Below are 15,763 nucleotides of genomic sequence, written 5' to 3'. Positions count from 1 at the left end.
TACTTTTTTTCTAAAACAAAGGTACTGAAGAAAAGTGTATAATTATTTGATTATCTTTTGCTTTACACTTTTTTATACCTCTGTTTTTTATCCCCGGAACTCTCTGGCGAGGCCGGGATTTTTTACGGACTGCGGGACTCCCTATCCCAGATAGGATTTCAGCAACTTCGACCGCGACGAGTGGCGGAGGCGGCGGATGGCCTTCTCCTTGATCTGACGCACACGCTCGCGCGTCAGGTCGAACTTCTCGCCGATCTCCTCGAGGGTCATCTCCGAGGTACCGATGCCGAAGAAATACTTGATGATGTCGCGCTCACGCTCCGTCAGGGTCTCCAGCGCACGGTCCACTTCCGTCGATAACGACTCGTTGATCAGCCCGCGGTCGGCGTTGGGCGAATCGGGATTCACCAGCACGTCGAGCAGCGAATTGTCCTCTCCGTCGGCGAACGGAGCGTCCACCGAAACGTGGCGGCCGGCGACACGCAGCGTGTCGGTGACCTTCTCCTTCGGGAGTTCCAGCTCCGTGGCCAGCTCCTCGGGCGACGGCGTGCGCTCGTGCTCCTGTTCGAAGCGGGCGAACGCCTTGTTGATCTTGTTCAGCGACCCCACCTGGTTCAGCGGCAGGCGCACGATGCGCGACTGCTCGGCCAACGCCTGAAGGATCGACTGGCGAATCCACCACACAGCGTAGGAGATGAACTTGAAGCCGCGGGTTTCGTCGAACTTCTCGGCGGCCTTGATCAGTCCGAGGTTGCCCTCGTTGATCAGGTCCGGGAGGCTCAGTCCCTGATTCTGGTATTGTTTGGCCACGGACACCACGAAGCGCAGATTGGCTTTGGTGAGCTTTTCGAGCGCTTCCTGGTCTCCTTTCTTGATTCGCTGGGCGAGTTCCACCTCCTCCTCGACCGTGATGAGCTCCTCCTTGCCGATTTCCTGCAAGTACTTGTCCAGCGAGGCGCTTTCGCGGTTGGTGATGGACTTTGTGATCTTTAATTGACGCATATCTCTAACTACCTAAAAAATTATCTCTCTGCACAACCCGCCCGGGTCCACGTACCTACTCCACCAGCGTATAGCTTGCCGAGCGTCCGTTGGGATAGACGCCGTCGATCGCCGTGACCTTCTCCGTCATCCGCTGCATGTCGTTGAGCGAATAGACCGGACGGTCGTTGATGTGAGTAATTACAAATCCCTGCTTGACACGGGCGCGGGCCAGAATTCCGTCGGCCTTGATGCCGACCACCTGCACGCCGCCCTTGATGTCGAGCTCGCGGCACAGTTTGGCGCCCGCATCGGCGAACTTACCTCCGAGGGCCTCGACCACATCGACATCCTCCTTGGTAACCAATTCCGTTTTACCTGCCTTATTACGCAAAGTAACGTCAAATTGTTTCACCTTGCCGTCTCTTTTTACCGACAATTTCACCGTATCGTTGGGCCGGCGCTTGGCGACCTGCTCCTGGAGCGTCGAGGGATCGGTGACTTTCACGCCGTCGATGTCGAGAATGATGTCGCCCTTGCGGATTCCGGCCTCCGAGGCCGAACCGCCCTCGATCACACCGGCCACGTAGGCCCCGCCGAGCTCCTTGATGCCGAGCTCCTTGCCCTCCTCGTCGAGGAAGTCCTGATCCACGACGCGGAACTGGATGCCCAGCAGCGCGCGCTGCACGACGCCGAACTCCTTGAGGTCCATCACGACCTTCTTGACGATCGACTCGGGAATGGCGAACGAATAGCCCACATAGCTGCCCGTCTGCGACTTGATGAGCGTGTTGATGCCCACCAGCTCGCCGTGCGTGTTGACCAGCGCACCGCCCGAGTTGCCGGGATTCACCGCCGCGTCGGTCTGGATGAACGCCTCGATGCGGAAGTCATTAGGAATGACGCCCAGCTGACGCGCCTTGGCGCTCACGATACCGGCCGTGATGGTCGATTGCAGGTCGAACGGCGAACCGATCGCCAACACCCACTCGCCCAGACGCAGGGCGTCGGACGATCCGAAAGCCAGCGTCGGGAGCCCCTCGGCCTCGATCTTCAGCAGGGCGAGGTCCGTCGCCGAGTCCTTGCCGATGAGTTTGGCATCGAACGAACGGCCGTCGTTGAGCTTCACCTTGAGTTTCGAGGCGCCGTCCACCACGTGGTTGTTCGTGACGATGTAGCCGTCCCCCGAAATAATGACGCCCGAACCGCCCGCACGCTGTTCGCGGTACTGCGGACGCCCGTCGCCGCGGCCGTAGTCCTGCGGAATGCCGAAGAACTCCAGGAACGGGTCGTAACCGCCCCGGCGCTGGGGCATCTCGACCTGCTGGATGGCCTCGATGTTCACGACGGCCTTCACCGCATTCTCGGCGGCATAGGTCAGGTCGGGATACTGATCGGCCTGGTAGGAGGTGAACTGCGCGCCCAGCGCGGGAGTGCGTTCCACCTCGCGCTCGACATATCGTACCGAATCACTGCGGTCGCCCGCAACGGTCCACGCCGTAAGTCCGCCGGCTACGGCCGACACGGCGACTATTCCTAAAATCAAAAATGCCTTTTTCATAATGAATTAAAGTGTTAAGTTCTATTAATCGGAGGCAACTTCATTGCATAAGCCGTACGTTTAGATTTCAAATTCGTAGGACAAACGCACAATAACGCCCGGTTAGTATGTCATTTTCACACAAAAATCGGGACATCCGCGCCGGACATCCCGATTTTTCAACACATTCGTCCGTCAAAGTCCGAATTCCTTCCGGATCTGCTCCACGGCGTCGAGTTTCTCCCAGCCGAAGAACTCGATCTCGCGCTCGACCTCCGCGCCGTTCTCCCAGACTTTCTCGGTCCGCGTGTAGGGCCGGTTGCCGAAATGTCCGTAGGAGGCCGTGGCCTCGAAGATCGGATTTTTCAGTCCGAAGCGCTTCACGATGGCCGCGGGGCGCAGGTCGAAGAGTTTGCCGATGCGGCGGGCGATCTCCCCGTCGGTCATGCCCTTCAGCGCCTCGGGACGGGGCGAATTGTAGGTATCGACATAGATCGACAGCGGCTCGGCGATGCCGATGGCATACGACAGCTCCACCAGAATCTGGTCGGCGACGCCCGCCGCCACGAGATTCTTGGCGATGTGCCGCGCGGCATAGGCCGCCGAACGGTCCACTTTCGAGGAGTCCTTGCCCGAGAAGGCGCCGCCGCCGTGCGCGCCGCGGCCGCCGTAGGTATCGACGATGATCTTGCGGCCCGTGAGGCCCGTATCCCCGTGGGGGCCTCCGATCACGAACTTGCCCGTGGGGTTCACGTGCAGGATGTAGTCGTCGCCGATCAGCTCCGCGAGCTGGTCTCCGGCACGCTCCAGACGCGCCTTGACGCGCGGGATCAGGATCGTACGCACGTCCTCGCGGATCTTCTCCTGCATCTGCCGCTCCGCCTCCTTCTCCGAGCGGCCCTCGCCCGGGAGGATGAACTCGTCGTGCTGCGTCGAAACCACGATCGTATGCACGCGCAGCGGCTTGTTCGTCGTCTCGTCGTACTCCATCGTCACCTGCGACTTCGAGTCGGGGCGCAGGTAGGTCATCACCTTGCCTTCGCGGCGGATGACGGCCAGCTCTTTCAGAATCACGTGCGAGAGGATCAGCGTCGCGGGCATCATCTCGCGGGTCTCGTTGCAGGCATAACCGAACATGATGCCCTGATCGCCGGCGCCCTGCTCCTCCTCGGCCTCGCGGACGACGCCCTGGTTGATGTCCGACGACTGTTCGTGGATGGCCGACAGAATGCCGCACGAATTGCAGTCGAATTGGTATTCGCTTTTGGTGTAGCCGATGCGCTCGATCACGCGGCGCGCCACGCCCTGCACATCGACATAGGCGTCCGAACGCACTTCGCCGGCCACGACCACGAGGCCCGTGGTGCAGAGCGTTTCGCAGGCGACCTTCGAGTTGGCATCGCGGCGCAGGAATTCGTCGAGGATTGCGTCGGAAATCTGGTCCGAGACCTTATCGGGGTGCCCTTCGGACACCGACTCCGATGTAAATAAAAAGCCCATTTTCATACATTTTTTAATGGTTAAACGTATAAAATGGGAAAAATTGGCTGCTTGGGAATAAAAAATGTGCTGTTTTAGCGATTTTTTATTGTGGTTTGCAATCAGTCAAATCTTTCCACATTTCCCCGCTTGACAGACGGGACTGCAAAGATAGGCATAATTTCGGAATCTGCAAAACAAAAGCCACCGCGTCGGGCGGTGGCTTCTGCACAATATATAATAGGTATTACTTCCCGAGCATCTTCTTCACTTCGGCGGCGACTAAAAATCGTTGCCGCCGAAGGTCTGTCAATGACAACTATTTCCCGAGCATCTTCTTCACTTCGGCGGCACTAAAAATCGTTGCCGCCGAAGGTCTGTCAATGACAGCTATTTCCCGAGCATCTTCTTCACTTCGGCGGCGACGGTAGCCCCGTTGTAGCCGAACTTCTCGTCGAGCACCGTGTAGGGCGCCGAGTAGCCGAAATGGTCCAGACCGTGAATCGTTCCCTTCTCGCCCACGAGGCCCAGCAGGTTGATCGGCAGCCCCGAGGTCATGCCGTAACGCGCAACGCCCACGGGCAACACGCTCTCCTGGTACGATTTGGGCTGGTCGCGGAACAGCCCCTCGCTCGGAACGCTCACCACGCGGACCGGAATACCCTCCGCAGCCAGCAGCTCGGCGCCTTCGACCAGCGTCGAGACCTCCGAACCCGTGGCGACCAGCACCACGGCGGGTTTGGCAGCGTCCATCACCACATAACCGCCCTTGGCGACCTGTGCGGCCTCCTCGCGGCGGCTGTCGCCCAGCGTCGGCAGGTTCTTGATGTTCTGACGCGAGAGAACCAGCGCCACGGGGCGGTGCTCCTCGACGGCCAGTTTCCACGCCATGACGGTCTCTTCGCCGTCGGCCGGACGCAGCACGACCATCGAACGCTCGCCGTGGTGGTTTTTCAGATGCTCCATCAGGCGGATCTGCGCCTCATGCTCCACGGGCTGATGCGTAGGACCATCCTCGCCCACGCGGAACGAGTCGTGCGTCCAGACATAGATCACGTGCAGACGCATCAGCGCCGAGAGGCGCACGGCCGGCTTCATGTAGTCCGAGAAGACGAAGAACGTGCCGCAGACGGGGATCACACCGCCGTGCAGCGCCATGCCGTTCATCACGCAGGCCATCGTCAGCTCCGAGACGCCCGCCTGGAAGAATTTACCGGAGAAATCGCCCTTCGTGAACGCCTTGGTCTTCTTCAGGAATCCGTCGGTCTTGTCCGAGTTCGACAGGTCGGCCGAAGCGACGATCATGTTGTCGATCTTCTCGGCATAGACGCCCAGCACCGCAGCCGAAGCGGCACGCGTGGCCACCCCGGCCTTCACCTCGACGGACTTATAGTCGATCTCGGGGAGTTTGCCCGAAAGGAAATCGTCGAGCTTGCGCGCCAGGTCCTTGTGCTCGGTCCGCCACGACTTCTCGACGGCGGCCTGCTTGGCAGCCCACTCCTTCAATGCCTCGCGGCGCTCGGCGAAGACCTCGCGGCTCTCCTCGAAGATGGCGAACGGATTCTCCGGATCGCCGCCCAGATTCTTCACCGTAGCGGCGAAATCGGCTCCGGCGGCCGTCAGCGGCTGGCCGTGGGTCGAAACCTTGTGCTCGAAACTCTCCCCGGCGGGGCCTTTGGCACCCTTGCCCATGACCGTACGGCCGATGATGAGCGTCGGACGCTCCGTCTCACTCTCGGCGGCGACGAGCGCCTCGCGGATCTCGTTGATGTTGTGTCCATCGATCGACAGCACGTTCCAACCCCATGCCTCGTATTTCATGGCCACGTTCTCGGTCATCACCTCATCGACCTTCGTCGAGAGCTGGATGTTGTTCGAGTCGTAGTACATCACGAAGTTCGACAGGCCCAGATGGCCGGCGATGCGGCCCACGCCCTGCGAAATCTCCTCCTCGACGGCGCCGTCCGAGATATAGGCATAGGTCTTGTGCGCCATCCACTCGCCGAAGCGCGCGGCCATGAAACGCTCCGCGATGGCAGCGCCCAAAGCCATAGCGTGCCCCTGCCCCAGCGGGCCCGAGGTGTTCTCCACGCCGCGCAGCACGTCCACCTCGGGGTGGCCCGGCGTCACGCTGCCCCACTGGCGCAGCGACTGCAAATCCTCGGTCGAATAATGCCCCGCCAGCGCCAGCGTCGAATAGAGCATCGGCGACATGTGGCCCGGATCGAGGAAGAAGCGGTCACGGTAGGGATAAGTCATATTGTCGGGATCGTAGCGCAGGAATTCCGCGAAGAGCACCGTGATGAAATCGGCACCGCCCATAGCGCCGCCGGGGTGGCCCGACTTCGCCTTTTCGACCATTGCGGCCGACAGGATGCGGATGTTGTCGGCTACGCGCGTCAGTTTCGAGTTCGTTGTTGACATGAATTAGTGTTTTTATTTTTTATTTCAAAATCTTCCCGGTAAAGGTAATCAAAAAGAAGCTATCCGACTTGTTTTAGCTCCAAAATATTTGCTTTTTCTATCTTTTTCTTTGCATAAGGCAAAGTAACGGTGAATTTCCGGGTGTCGGTCGAAGGGATGTCGAACATCGTGTCCATCATGATCGCCTCGCAGATCGAACGCAGACCGCGGGCCCCGAGTTTGAACTCGACAGCCTTGTCAACGATGTAGTCCAGCGCCTCGTCGTCGAACGAGAGCTTCACGCCGTCCAGCTCGAACAGCCGCTTGTACTGCTTGACGATGGCGTTCTTCGGCTCGGTGAGGATCGACCGCAGCGCGGCGCGCTCCAGCGGCTGCATGTAGGTCAGCACCGGGAGACGCCCCACCAGCTCGGGGATCAGCCCGAACGACTTCAAATCCTGCGGCGTGACATACTGCATCAGGTTCGAACGGTCCACGGGATCGGCATTCAGACGCCCGTAACCCATCGCCCGGGTGTTCAGCCGCTGGGCGATCTTCTTCTCGATGCCGTCGAAGGCGCCGCCGCAGATGAAGAGAATGTTGCGCGTATCGACTTGAATGAATTTCTGCTCGGGGTGCTTGCGCCCGCCCTGCGGCGGAACGTTGACCACCGTTCCTTCGAGAATCTTCAGCAGGGCCTGCTGCACGCCTTCGCCCGACACGTCGCGCGTGATCGAGGGGTTGTCGCCCTTGCGGGCGATCTTGTCGATCTCGTCGATGAAGACGATGCCGCGCTCGGCCTGCTCGACGTTGTAGTCGGCGACCTGCAACAACCGCGAAAGGATGCTCTCGACATCCTCGCCCACGTAGCCCGCTTCGGTCAGGACCGTCGCATCGACGATCGTGAAGGGCACCTTCAGCAGCTTGGCGATCGTGCGGGCCATCAGCGTCTTGCCCGTGCCCGTCGGACCCACCAGCACGATGTTCGACTTGTCGATCTCCACTTCGTCCTCCTTCGGGGCGTACAACAGCCGCTTGTAGTGGTTGTAGACCGCCACCGACATATAGCGTTTGGCGGCATCCTGCCCGATGACGTACTGATCGAGGAACTCCTTGATCTGCGCCGGTTTCAACAACTCCTCCATCTTCAGCGGAGCCGCCGTTCCCCGGCGGCGCTGTTCGGTGGCGATGTCGTTGTCAACGATGATCTTATAGCCGTTCTCGATACATTTGTTGCAGATATTGGCGCCGTCCGCACCCTGGAACATGATCTCCACGTCCGAGCGCTTGGCGCCGCAGAACGAGCAGCAGTCGCCGCCGTTCTTATGATTGTTCTTCTGTGCCATGCGGTTTACTTTTCGCGTTTGGAGAGCACCTCGTCGATCAGGCCGTAGTCCTTGGCCTCGCGGGCCGAAAGCCAGTAGTCGCGGTCGGCGTCCTTCTCGATCTTCTTCACCGAGACGCCCGAATGGGCCGCGAGAATCTCGTACAGCTCGCGCTTGGTCTTCATGATCTCGCGCGCCGTGATCTCGATGTCCGAAGCCTGCCCCTGGGCACCGCCCAGCGGCTGATGGATCATCACCCGCGAGTGCGGCAGCGCCGAACGCTTGCCCTTGGCGCCCGCCGTGAGCAGCACGGCGCCCATCGAGGCCGCGAGGCCCGTGCAGATGGTCGCCACGTCGGAGTTCACCAGCTGCATCGTGTCGTAGATGCCCAGTCCGGCCGAAACCGATCCGCCGGGCGAGTTGATGTAGATCTGGATGTCCTTGTCGGGATCGACCGATTCGAGGAACAGCAGCTGGGCCTGGATGATGTTGGCCGCATCGTCGTAGATCGGTGCGCCGAGGAAGATGATGCGGTCCATCATCAGACGCGAGAAGACATCCATCGTAGCGATGTTCAGCTGGCGTTCCTCGATGATCGTCGGCGACACGTAGGCCGAGCTTATCGACTGGAAATCGTGCAGTTTCAGCGAGCTGATACCGCAGTGGTTCCGTGCGTATTTTTCAAATTCTGACATAGTTGTATCTATTTACTTTTCATTCATCCGTCGGAAGCGGGCAAAACCGGCTGTAAGCACTCGGCTTCCCATCGTCTTCTAAAACCCGCTTCTTAAGCGGGCGGGCAAAACCGGTTACAGCACCCTGACCGCCCATCGCCCTCTAAAACCCGCTTCTTAGGCGGGCGGGCCTCCTGCCACCCCTAAGAGTGCCTTCTTCAGGCACAAAGCACAAAGGACTTTGCAAACATCACGCCTGCAAAGTCCAAAGATACACAAAATCCCGCTAAATCTAAAGCTCCTTGGCCAATTTAGCGAAATCGTCGGCAGATACGGCTTTTTCCGTCACCTTGATCTTCGATTTGACATCCTCGACGACCTTCACTTCGTAGAGCTTCTCGTAGATCTTCTGACCCTGATCCTTGTCCGCGAGAATCTTCCCGGCATAGTCGGCCAGCATCTCGTCCGGAGCCGACGGCATGCCGTACTGCGCGAACTGCGCGGCGGCCAGCGCCTTGGCCTCGGCCAATGCCTCCTCTTTCGTCACGGAGAGGTTGTCGGCCTTGATGAAATGCTTCTGGAGGTAGTTCCAGGTGAACATTTTCAGGAACTGGTCGAAATCCTTCTCGATGTCCTCCATCGAGAACTTGCCCTCGTTGATGGTGTAGAGCCAGCGTTTGAGGAACGCCTCGGGCATCTTCAGCCCGGCTTTCTTGACGAGGTAGTCACGCAGCTGCATCGTGAAGAGGTAGTCGCTCTCGCGGCGCAGCTCGCTTTCGATCTGAGCGTCGATGAACTTGTCGAACCCGGCCTCGTCGGTCACTCCGCCCTGCGGGAAAGCCATCTTGAAGAACTCCTCGTTCAACTCCGGTTCGGCGAACTTGCGGATCTTGGTGATTTCCAGCTCGAATTCGGGGTTGATGCCCTCCAGTTCGTTCTCCTTGACTTGCAGGCAGGCGGCGCGCTGGGCGGGATTCTTGTAGAGTTCGTTGAGATTGACCTTCATCTTGGCGCCGACCTTCTTGCCGACGAACGGCTTGCGCTCCTCGTCCGTCATCGAGATCAGACCCACGTAGGCGTCGGCCACGTTCATCTCGCCGTTGTCGAGCGTCACGGTCAGCGCCTCGTCCGAAGTCACCTTGTCGGCGTCCACCAGACGGCCGAAGCGGCGCAGGTAGTTCGAACGGTAGTCGTCGTGCATCTTCTTGTCCACCTTGATCTTGCTATAAGTCAGCTTATCCTTGTCGGAGAGCTCCAGGTTGACGGCGGGAGCCTCGCCGATCTCGAACACGAATTCGAACTCCGTGGCGTTGTCGAAATCGAAATCGCCCTGCTCCTCCGAGGGGATCACGTCGCCCAGGTAGTCGATCTTCTCCTTTTCGAGATACTCGAAAGCGGCGTTCGACGCCTTGCGGTACGACTGCTCGGCCAGGACGCCCTTGCCGTACATCTTCTTGACAAGCCCCATCGGCACCATGCCCGGGCGGAAACCGGGGATATTGGCCTTGCGCTTGTACTCGCGCAGGGCCTTCTCGACCTCCTGTCCGTAATCGGCCTCGCCGACAGTCACGCGGATCAGCGAGTTATTCTCGCCGCGTTGTTCTCTTACAATGTTCATAATGAATGAATTATATTTGTTATTCTTTGTTTTTGCGCCCAGAATCGGGAGGCAAAGATACGAAATTATTCCGTTTCCGGCAAGACATTTCTCTATATATGGTGAAATTATGGCTTTTTGGAACCGTCCGGCTTTTTCATATCTTTGAAATCGTAAACGCCCCTTTTATCAGTCGGGAGGTTTTGCCGAACCGTGCGCAATTCGGTTTTGGAACCATCCGGCTTTTTTCGTACCTTTGTAGGCTATATTTGCCCCGAACGATGAAAACGATCTTCATATTCCTGCTTTCCCTGCTGCTGCTCCCGGCATGCGGCGGCTCCGCGGCGCGCTCCAAACGCCCCGCGCAGACGGCCCCGACAGTCGCACAAGTGCAGCCCAAGACATACACCTACCGCATCGCGGCGACCTATCCCCACTCGACGACAGCCTACACGCAGGGGCTGTATTACGACGACGGCCTGCTGTGGGAGGGAACGGGACAATACGGCGAATCGCGCATACAGACCGTCGATCCCGAGACCGGCAGGACCGACGTGCTGGCACGTCTGCCCCGCTCGGAGTTCGGCGAGGGGATCGCCCGCGTGGGCGACGAACTCTTCCAGCTCACCTGGCAGTCGAACACGGCGCACGTCTATTCGCTGAAAGACGGCAAACTGCGCAAAATCCGCGACCACCGCTATCCGGGCGAGGGCTGGGGCCTCACGACCGACGGCGAGAAGCTCTACATGTCCGACGGTACGGCCAGCATCTACACGGTGGACCCCGCGACGTTCCGCCGCGAAAAGCGCGTGACGGTGACCTTCCAAGGGGCTCCGGTCAACTACCTCAACGAACTGGAATGGATCGGGGGCCGGATCTGGGCCAACGTCTACACCACCGACCGGATCGTGATCGTCGATCCCGCGACGGGCGTCGTGGAGGGGGTCGCAGACCTGTCGGGACTGCTTTCCGAGGAGGAGATCGCCCCGACGACCGACGTGCTCAACGGCATCGCCTACGACGCCGCCGGGAAACGGATCTTCGTGACGGGCAAGAACTGGCCGAAACTCTTCGAAATAGAACTAATCGAGCGATAAATGGCAACGACGCTATACGAACAACTGGAAAAACGCATTCTGCTGCTCGACGGCGGCTTCGGGACGATGGTCCAGGGCTACGGATTGCAGGAGGAGGACTACCGCGGCGAACGCTTCGGCGACTGGCCCGTGCAGCTGAAGGGGTGCAACGACCTGCTCGTGCTGACGCGCCCCGACGTAGTGCGCGAAATCCACGAAAAATACCTGCAAGCGGGGGCCGACATCATCGAGACCGACTCGTTCAACGCCAACGCCGTGTCGCTGGCCGACTACCGCATGGAGGGGCTGGCCTACGAAATCTCGAAGGCCGCGGCCGAAACGGCCCGCCGTGCGGCGGATGAATTCACGGCCCGCAACCCGCAGAAACCCCGCTTCGTGGCGGGCTCGATGGGCCCCACGAACCGCACGGCCTCAATGTCGGCCGACGTGGCGAACCCCGCGGCCCGCGAAGTGACCTTCGCGCAGCTGGCCGAAGCCTACACGGACCAGGCGCGGGGCCTCATGGACGGCGGCGCGGACATCCTGCTGGTGGAGACCGTCTTCGACACGCTCAACGCCAAGGCTGCCCTCTACGCCATCGACACGCTCTGCGCGAAGCTGGGGCGGAGGATTCCCGTGATGGTCTCGGGAACGCTCGCCGACGCCAGCGGCCGCACCCTCTCGGGACAGACCGTCGAGGCGTTCGCCGCCTCGGTGTCGCACGCCGAACTGCTCTCCGTAGGTCTCAACTGCGCCTACGGGGCCCGGCAGCTCCTGCCCTACCTCGAACGGCTGGCGGCGGTGGCCGAAACCCGCGTCTCGGCGCACCCCAACGCCGGGCTTCCCAACGTCATGGGCGGCTACGACGAGACGCCCGAAATGTTCGCCGAGGATGTCGGGGAGTACCTGCGGCGCGGACTGGTCAACATCGTGGGCGGATGCTGCGGCACCACGCCCGCGCACATCTTCGAACTCTCGAAGATCGCCGGGCAGTACGCCCCGCGGCCCCTTCCCGAACCCCGCCATACGACGGTGCTGAGCGGTCTGGAGCCGCTGCGGATCGTCCCCGAAGCCAACTTCATCAACATCGGCGAACGCACGAACGTCGCCGGATCGGCCAAATTCGCCCGGCTGATCCGCGAGGGCAACTACGAAGAGGCCCTTTCGGTGGCCCGCGCGCAGGTCGATGCCGGGGCGCAGATCGTCGATGTCTGCATGGACGACGGGCTGATCGACGGTCCCGCGGCGATGCGCACGTTCCTCAACCTGATGGCCTCGGAGCCCGAGATCGCCCGCGTGCCGGTGATGATCGACTCGTCGAAATGGGAGGTGCTCGCAGCCGGACTCGAAGCGACGCAGGGCAAGTCGGTGGTCAACTCCATATCGCTCAAGGAGGGCGAGGCGGAGTTCCTGCGCCGCGCCGCGGAGATACACCGCTTCGGAGCGGCCGCCGTGGTGATGCTCTTCGACGAACGGGGGCAGGCCGACACCTGCGAACGCAAGATCGAGGTGGCGGAGAGAGCCTACAAGCTGTTGACCGACAACGGATTTCCGCCCGAAGACATCATTTTCGACCCCAACGTGCTGGCCGTGGCGACGGGTATTCCCGAACACGACGGCTACGCCAAAGCCTTTATCGACGCTACGCGCTGGATCAAGGAGAATCTGCCCCACGCGAAGGTTTCGGGCGGGGTGTCGAACCTCTCGTTCGCCTTCCGCGGCAACAACGCCGTGCGCGAGGCGATGCACTCGGCGTTCCTCTACCACGCCATCCGCGCGGGAATGGACATGGGCATCGTCAACCCGCAGCTGCTGCGCGTGTACAGCGAGATCGAACCCGAACTGCTCGCGCGGGTCGAGGACGTGATCCTCTGCCGCCGGGCCGACGCCGCCGAGCGGCTCACGGAATACGCCCAGGAGGTGCGGCAGACGGCCGAAACGGTCCCGCAGGCCCCCGACGCATGGCGTGCGGGGACGCTCGAAGAGCGCATCGGCCACGCGATGCTCAAAGGCGTGGCGGATTATATCGAGCAGGACGCGCTGGAGGGTTACGAGGCGCTGGGCACTCCGATGGCCGTGATCGACACGCTGCTGATGCCCGCGATGGAGCGTGTCGGAGCGCTGTTCGGCGAGGGCAAGATGTTCCTACCCCAGGTCGTGAAGACCGCCCGGGTGATGAAACGCGCCGTGGCGGCCCTGACGCCCTACATCGAACAAGGGTCGGCCTCGCAGGCCCACAACGCCGGGAAAGTGCTGATCGCCACCGTGAAAGGCGACGTGCACGACATCGGCAAGAACATCGTGGCGGTCGTGATGGCCTGCAACGGATATGAAATCAAGGACTTGGGCGTGATGGTCGAGTCGGAGCGCATCGTCGACGAGGCGGTGGCGTGGGGTGCGCAGAGCATCTGCCTGAGCGGTCTGATAACCCCGTCGCTCGACGAAATGGCCCATGTCTGTGCAGAGCTGGAACGCCGCGGGCTTCGCATCCCGGTCATCATCGGCGGCGCGACGACCTCGGACCTCCATACGGCGGTGAAGATCGCCCCGGTCTACTCGGGTGCGGTGATCCATTCCGCGAACGCCAGCAGCAACAGCCAGATTTTGGCACAGTTGCTCGGTCCCGACGGTGACCTCTACATCGACAAAATAAAGGCCGACCAGCAGGCCCTGCGCCAAGATTACGCCCGCCAACTGCGGATACGCGACCTCATGCCGCTGGCCGAGGCACGCAAGGCGGGACGGAGCGCCCGGCCGCACGATCCGGTAAAACCGCTCCATCCGGGACGCATGGTCTTCCCGGACTTCGACGTGGCCGACGCCGAGCCGTTCATCGACTGGAACTTCTTCTTCCCGGCGTGGGGGCTCAAGGGGCGTTATCCCGAGATACTCGACCATCCCCAGCGGGGCGCCGAGGCCCGCAAGGTCTTCGACGATGCGCAGGCGCTGCTGGCCCGCATCCGCGACGAACGGCTGCTGACGCTGCAAGGCGTCGTGGGCATCTTCCCGGCACGCTCCGAGGGCGACGACATCCGGGTGACGGACACCCGGGGCCGCGAAAAACGCTTCCCGATGCTCCGCAACCAGACGCGCGGGCAGGAGAACCGGTCGCTGGCCGACTTCATCGCCCCGTCCGGCGACTGGATCGGCTGTTTCGCCGTGACGGCCGGCATCGGGCTGAAAGAACTCACGGAGAAATTCCGCGCCGAGGGCGACGACTACTCGGCGATCATGGCCAAACTGCTGGCCGACCGGCTGACGGAAGCCTTCACCGAAGCTGTGCACACCTTCGTGCGGCGGCAGATGTGGGGCTACGAGACGGGCGAACCCCTCACGCCGAAACAGATCGTCCGCGGCGAATACCGGGGCCGCCGCATGGCGTTCGGCTACCCGGCGACGCCCGACCACTCGCTCAAACGCGAGGCTTTCGACCTGCTGGCCGCCGAGGTGACGACCGGCATGCGGCTGACCGAGAACTGGATGATCGACCCCGGCGAGGCGCTGTGCGGCCTGATGCTGTCCGACGCCGACTATTTCTCGGTCGGAACGATCGACGCACAGCAGCTGGAGGAGTATGCCGACCGCCGCGGAATGACGGCCGAAGATGTGAAAAAGATTATACCGAACAACGTATGAACGTCGTAGAGATCATCAACGAAGCGGTGGCCACCGGGCGCACGCGCTTCGCTTTCGAGCTGCTGCCGCCGCTCAAGGGGGACGGCATGCAGAAGATATTCGCCGCCGTGGAGCCGCTGATGGACTTCGACCCGGCCTATGTCAACATCACGTTCCACCGCGAGGGGATCAAGGAGACCGAGCGCGAGGACGGAAGCATCGAATGGCACGTCGTGCGACGCCGTCCCGGAACGGTCGGCATCTCGGCGGCCATCCAGCACCGGTACGGCGTGGAGGTGGTTCCGCACCTGATCTGCGGCGGGCTGTCGAAGTACGACATCGAGGACACGCTCATCGACATGGACTTCCTCGGGCTGCACAACGTGCTGGCGCTGCGCGGCGACAAGTCGCAGAACGAAAAACGCTTCATGCCCCACCCCCAGGGCCACTCGCACGCCGTGGACCTCGTGAGGCAGATCGCGGACATGAACCGCGGAAAATTCATCGACGGCGAGGTCGAGGAGTGCCACCACTCGAAATTCTCGATCGGCGTGGCGGGCTATCCCGAGGTGCACGCCGAAGCCCGCGACATCACCTCGGACATCATCCGGCTGAAGGACAAGATCGACGCCGGGGCCGAGTACGTCGTGACGCAGATGTTCTTCGACAACCGCAAATACTTCGATTTCGTGCGCCGCTGCCGCGAGGCGGGGATCGGGGTGCCGATCATCCCCGGCATCAAGCCCATCTCGACGCTCCGCCACCTGGAGATCCTCCCCGAAACATTCGGCGTGGAGCTGCCCGAAGAGCTGGTGCGCGAGGCGAAGGCGCATCCGGACGACGTGCGCGAAGTGGGCACCGAATGGGCCATCGCCCAGAGCCGCGAACTGATGGCCGCGGGCGTGCCCGTCCTGCACTACTACACGATGAGCCGCACGACGAACATTCAGAAAATCGTCAACACGATTTTCTAACAGTAAAAATGAAAAATCGAGTAATGAATAATTTTTTTCGTCATTCCGAGCGAACGCATGTGAGCGTGGGAATCTGCGCAGGACCCGCGGCCATACGAC

10 protein-coding genes are annotated in these 15,763 nt (G+C 61.1%); 3 read left to right on the top strand and 7 right to left on the bottom strand.

Annotation, left to right across the window (positions count from 1 at the left end; genetic code table 11):
* Nucleotides 1-141: 141 nt before the first annotated feature.
* The 7 genes from NQ519_RS10095 to NQ519_RS10065 form a co-directional block, all read right to left on the bottom strand.
* Complete coding sequence (locus tag NQ519_RS10095) at nucleotides 142-1,002, bottom strand: sigma-70 family RNA polymerase sigma factor (protein WP_010266169.1); 861 nt, start codon at nucleotides 1,000-1,002, stop codon at nucleotides 142-144.
* Between the two features lie 55 nt (nucleotides 1,003-1,057).
* Nucleotides 1,058-2,542 carry a Do family serine endopeptidase gene (locus NQ519_RS10090; RefSeq protein WP_026076639.1) on the bottom strand — a complete coding sequence of 495 codons (1,485 nt, stop codon included), beginning with the start codon at nucleotides 2,540-2,542 and terminating at the stop codon, nucleotides 1,058-1,060.
* A gap of 174 nt (nucleotides 2,543-2,716) precedes the next feature.
* Nucleotides 2,717-4,021: a methionine adenosyltransferase gene (gene metK / locus NQ519_RS10085; protein WP_026076640.1), complete on the bottom strand. Its 1,305-nt coding sequence runs from the start codon at nucleotides 4,019-4,021 to the stop codon at nucleotides 2,717-2,719.
* 369 nt (nucleotides 4,022-4,390) lie between these two features.
* Nucleotides 4,391-6,424, bottom strand: coding sequence for a transketolase family protein (locus NQ519_RS10080; RefSeq protein WP_019151273.1), 2,034 nt, complete (start codon nucleotides 6,422-6,424; stop codon nucleotides 4,391-4,393).
* Nucleotides 6,425-6,483: 59 nt separating this feature from the next.
* Entirely contained in the window at nucleotides 6,484-7,749 is a 1,266-nt protein-coding gene (clpX, locus tag NQ519_RS10075; protein ID WP_019151274.1) for an ATP-dependent Clp protease ATP-binding subunit ClpX, read from the bottom strand.
* Between the two features lie 5 nt (nucleotides 7,750-7,754).
* On the bottom strand, nucleotides 7,755-8,423 hold the full coding sequence (clpP, locus tag NQ519_RS10070; protein ID WP_019151275.1) for an ATP-dependent Clp endopeptidase proteolytic subunit ClpP: 669 nt from the start codon (nucleotides 8,421-8,423) through the stop codon (nucleotides 7,755-7,757).
* A 271-nt stretch (nucleotides 8,424-8,694) separates the two neighbouring features.
* Nucleotides 8,695-10,020: a trigger factor gene (locus NQ519_RS10065; protein WP_019151276.1), complete on the bottom strand. Its 1,326-nt coding sequence runs from the start codon at nucleotides 10,018-10,020 to the stop codon at nucleotides 8,695-8,697.
* Between the two features lie 260 nt (nucleotides 10,021-10,280).
* Here NQ519_RS10065 and NQ519_RS10060 point away from each other — a divergent pair, with 260 nt between their 5' ends.
* From NQ519_RS10060 to metF, 3 genes are read left to right on the top strand one after another with little or no spacing between them, the layout of a single operon-like run.
* Nucleotides 10,281-11,096: a glutaminyl-peptide cyclotransferase gene (locus NQ519_RS10060; RefSeq protein WP_019151277.1), complete on the top strand. Its 816-nt coding sequence runs from the start codon at nucleotides 10,281-10,283 to the stop codon at nucleotides 11,094-11,096.
* Nucleotides 11,097-14,711 (top strand): methionine synthase, encoded by a 3,615-nt coding sequence (metH, locus tag NQ519_RS10055; RefSeq protein ID WP_019151278.1) that lies wholly within the window; start codon nucleotides 11,097-11,099, stop codon nucleotides 14,709-14,711.
* Complete coding sequence (gene metF / locus NQ519_RS10050) at nucleotides 14,708-15,664, top strand: methylenetetrahydrofolate reductase [NAD(P)H] (protein WP_019151279.1); 957 nt, start codon at nucleotides 14,708-14,710, stop codon at nucleotides 15,662-15,664. Before metH ends, metF begins: the two co-directional genes overlap by 4 nt.
* Nucleotides 15,665-15,763: the final 99 nt, after the last annotated feature.

This window comes from Alistipes senegalensis JC50 (assembly GCF_025145645.1).
In the GTDB taxonomy this organism is placed as follows: Bacteria; Bacteroidota; Bacteroidia; order Bacteroidales; family Rikenellaceae; genus Alistipes; species Alistipes senegalensis.
This window is presented reverse-complemented; position numbering and strand designations above follow the sequence as displayed.

Excerpts from the sequence above, each read along its gene's own strand:
- NQ519_RS10080 (WP_019151273.1), bottom strand. The coding sequence starts at position 6,424 with ATGTCAACAACGAACTCGAAACTGACGCGCGTAGCCGACAACATCCGC.
- metF (WP_019151279.1), top strand. The coding sequence starts at position 14,708 with ATGAACGTCGTAGAGATCATCAACGAAGCGGTGGCCACCGGGCGCACG.
- NQ519_RS10090 (WP_026076639.1), bottom strand. The coding sequence starts at position 2,542 with ATGAAAAAGGCATTTTTGATTTTAGGAATAGTCGCCGTGTCGGCCGTA.
- clpP (WP_019151275.1), bottom strand. The coding sequence starts at position 8,423 with ATGTCAGAATTTGAAAAATACGCACGGAACCACTGCGGTATCAGCTCG.
- metK (WP_026076640.1), bottom strand. The coding sequence starts at position 4,021 with ATGGGCTTTTTATTTACATCGGAGTCGGTGTCCGAAGGGCACCCCGAT.
- NQ519_RS10060 (WP_019151277.1), top strand. The coding sequence starts at position 10,281 with ATGAAAACGATCTTCATATTCCTGCTTTCCCTGCTGCTGCTCCCGGCA.
- clpX (WP_019151274.1), bottom strand. The coding sequence starts at position 7,749 with ATGGCACAGAAGAACAATCATAAGAACGGCGGCGACTGCTGCTCGTTC.
- metH (WP_019151278.1), top strand. The coding sequence starts at position 11,097 with ATGGCAACGACGCTATACGAACAACTGGAAAAACGCATTCTGCTGCTC.
- NQ519_RS10095 (WP_010266169.1), bottom strand. The coding sequence starts at position 1,002 with ATGCGTCAATTAAAGATCACAAAGTCCATCACCAACCGCGAAAGCGCC.
- NQ519_RS10065 (WP_019151276.1), bottom strand. The coding sequence starts at position 10,020 with ATGAACATTGTAAGAGAACAACGCGGCGAGAATAACTCGCTGATCCGC.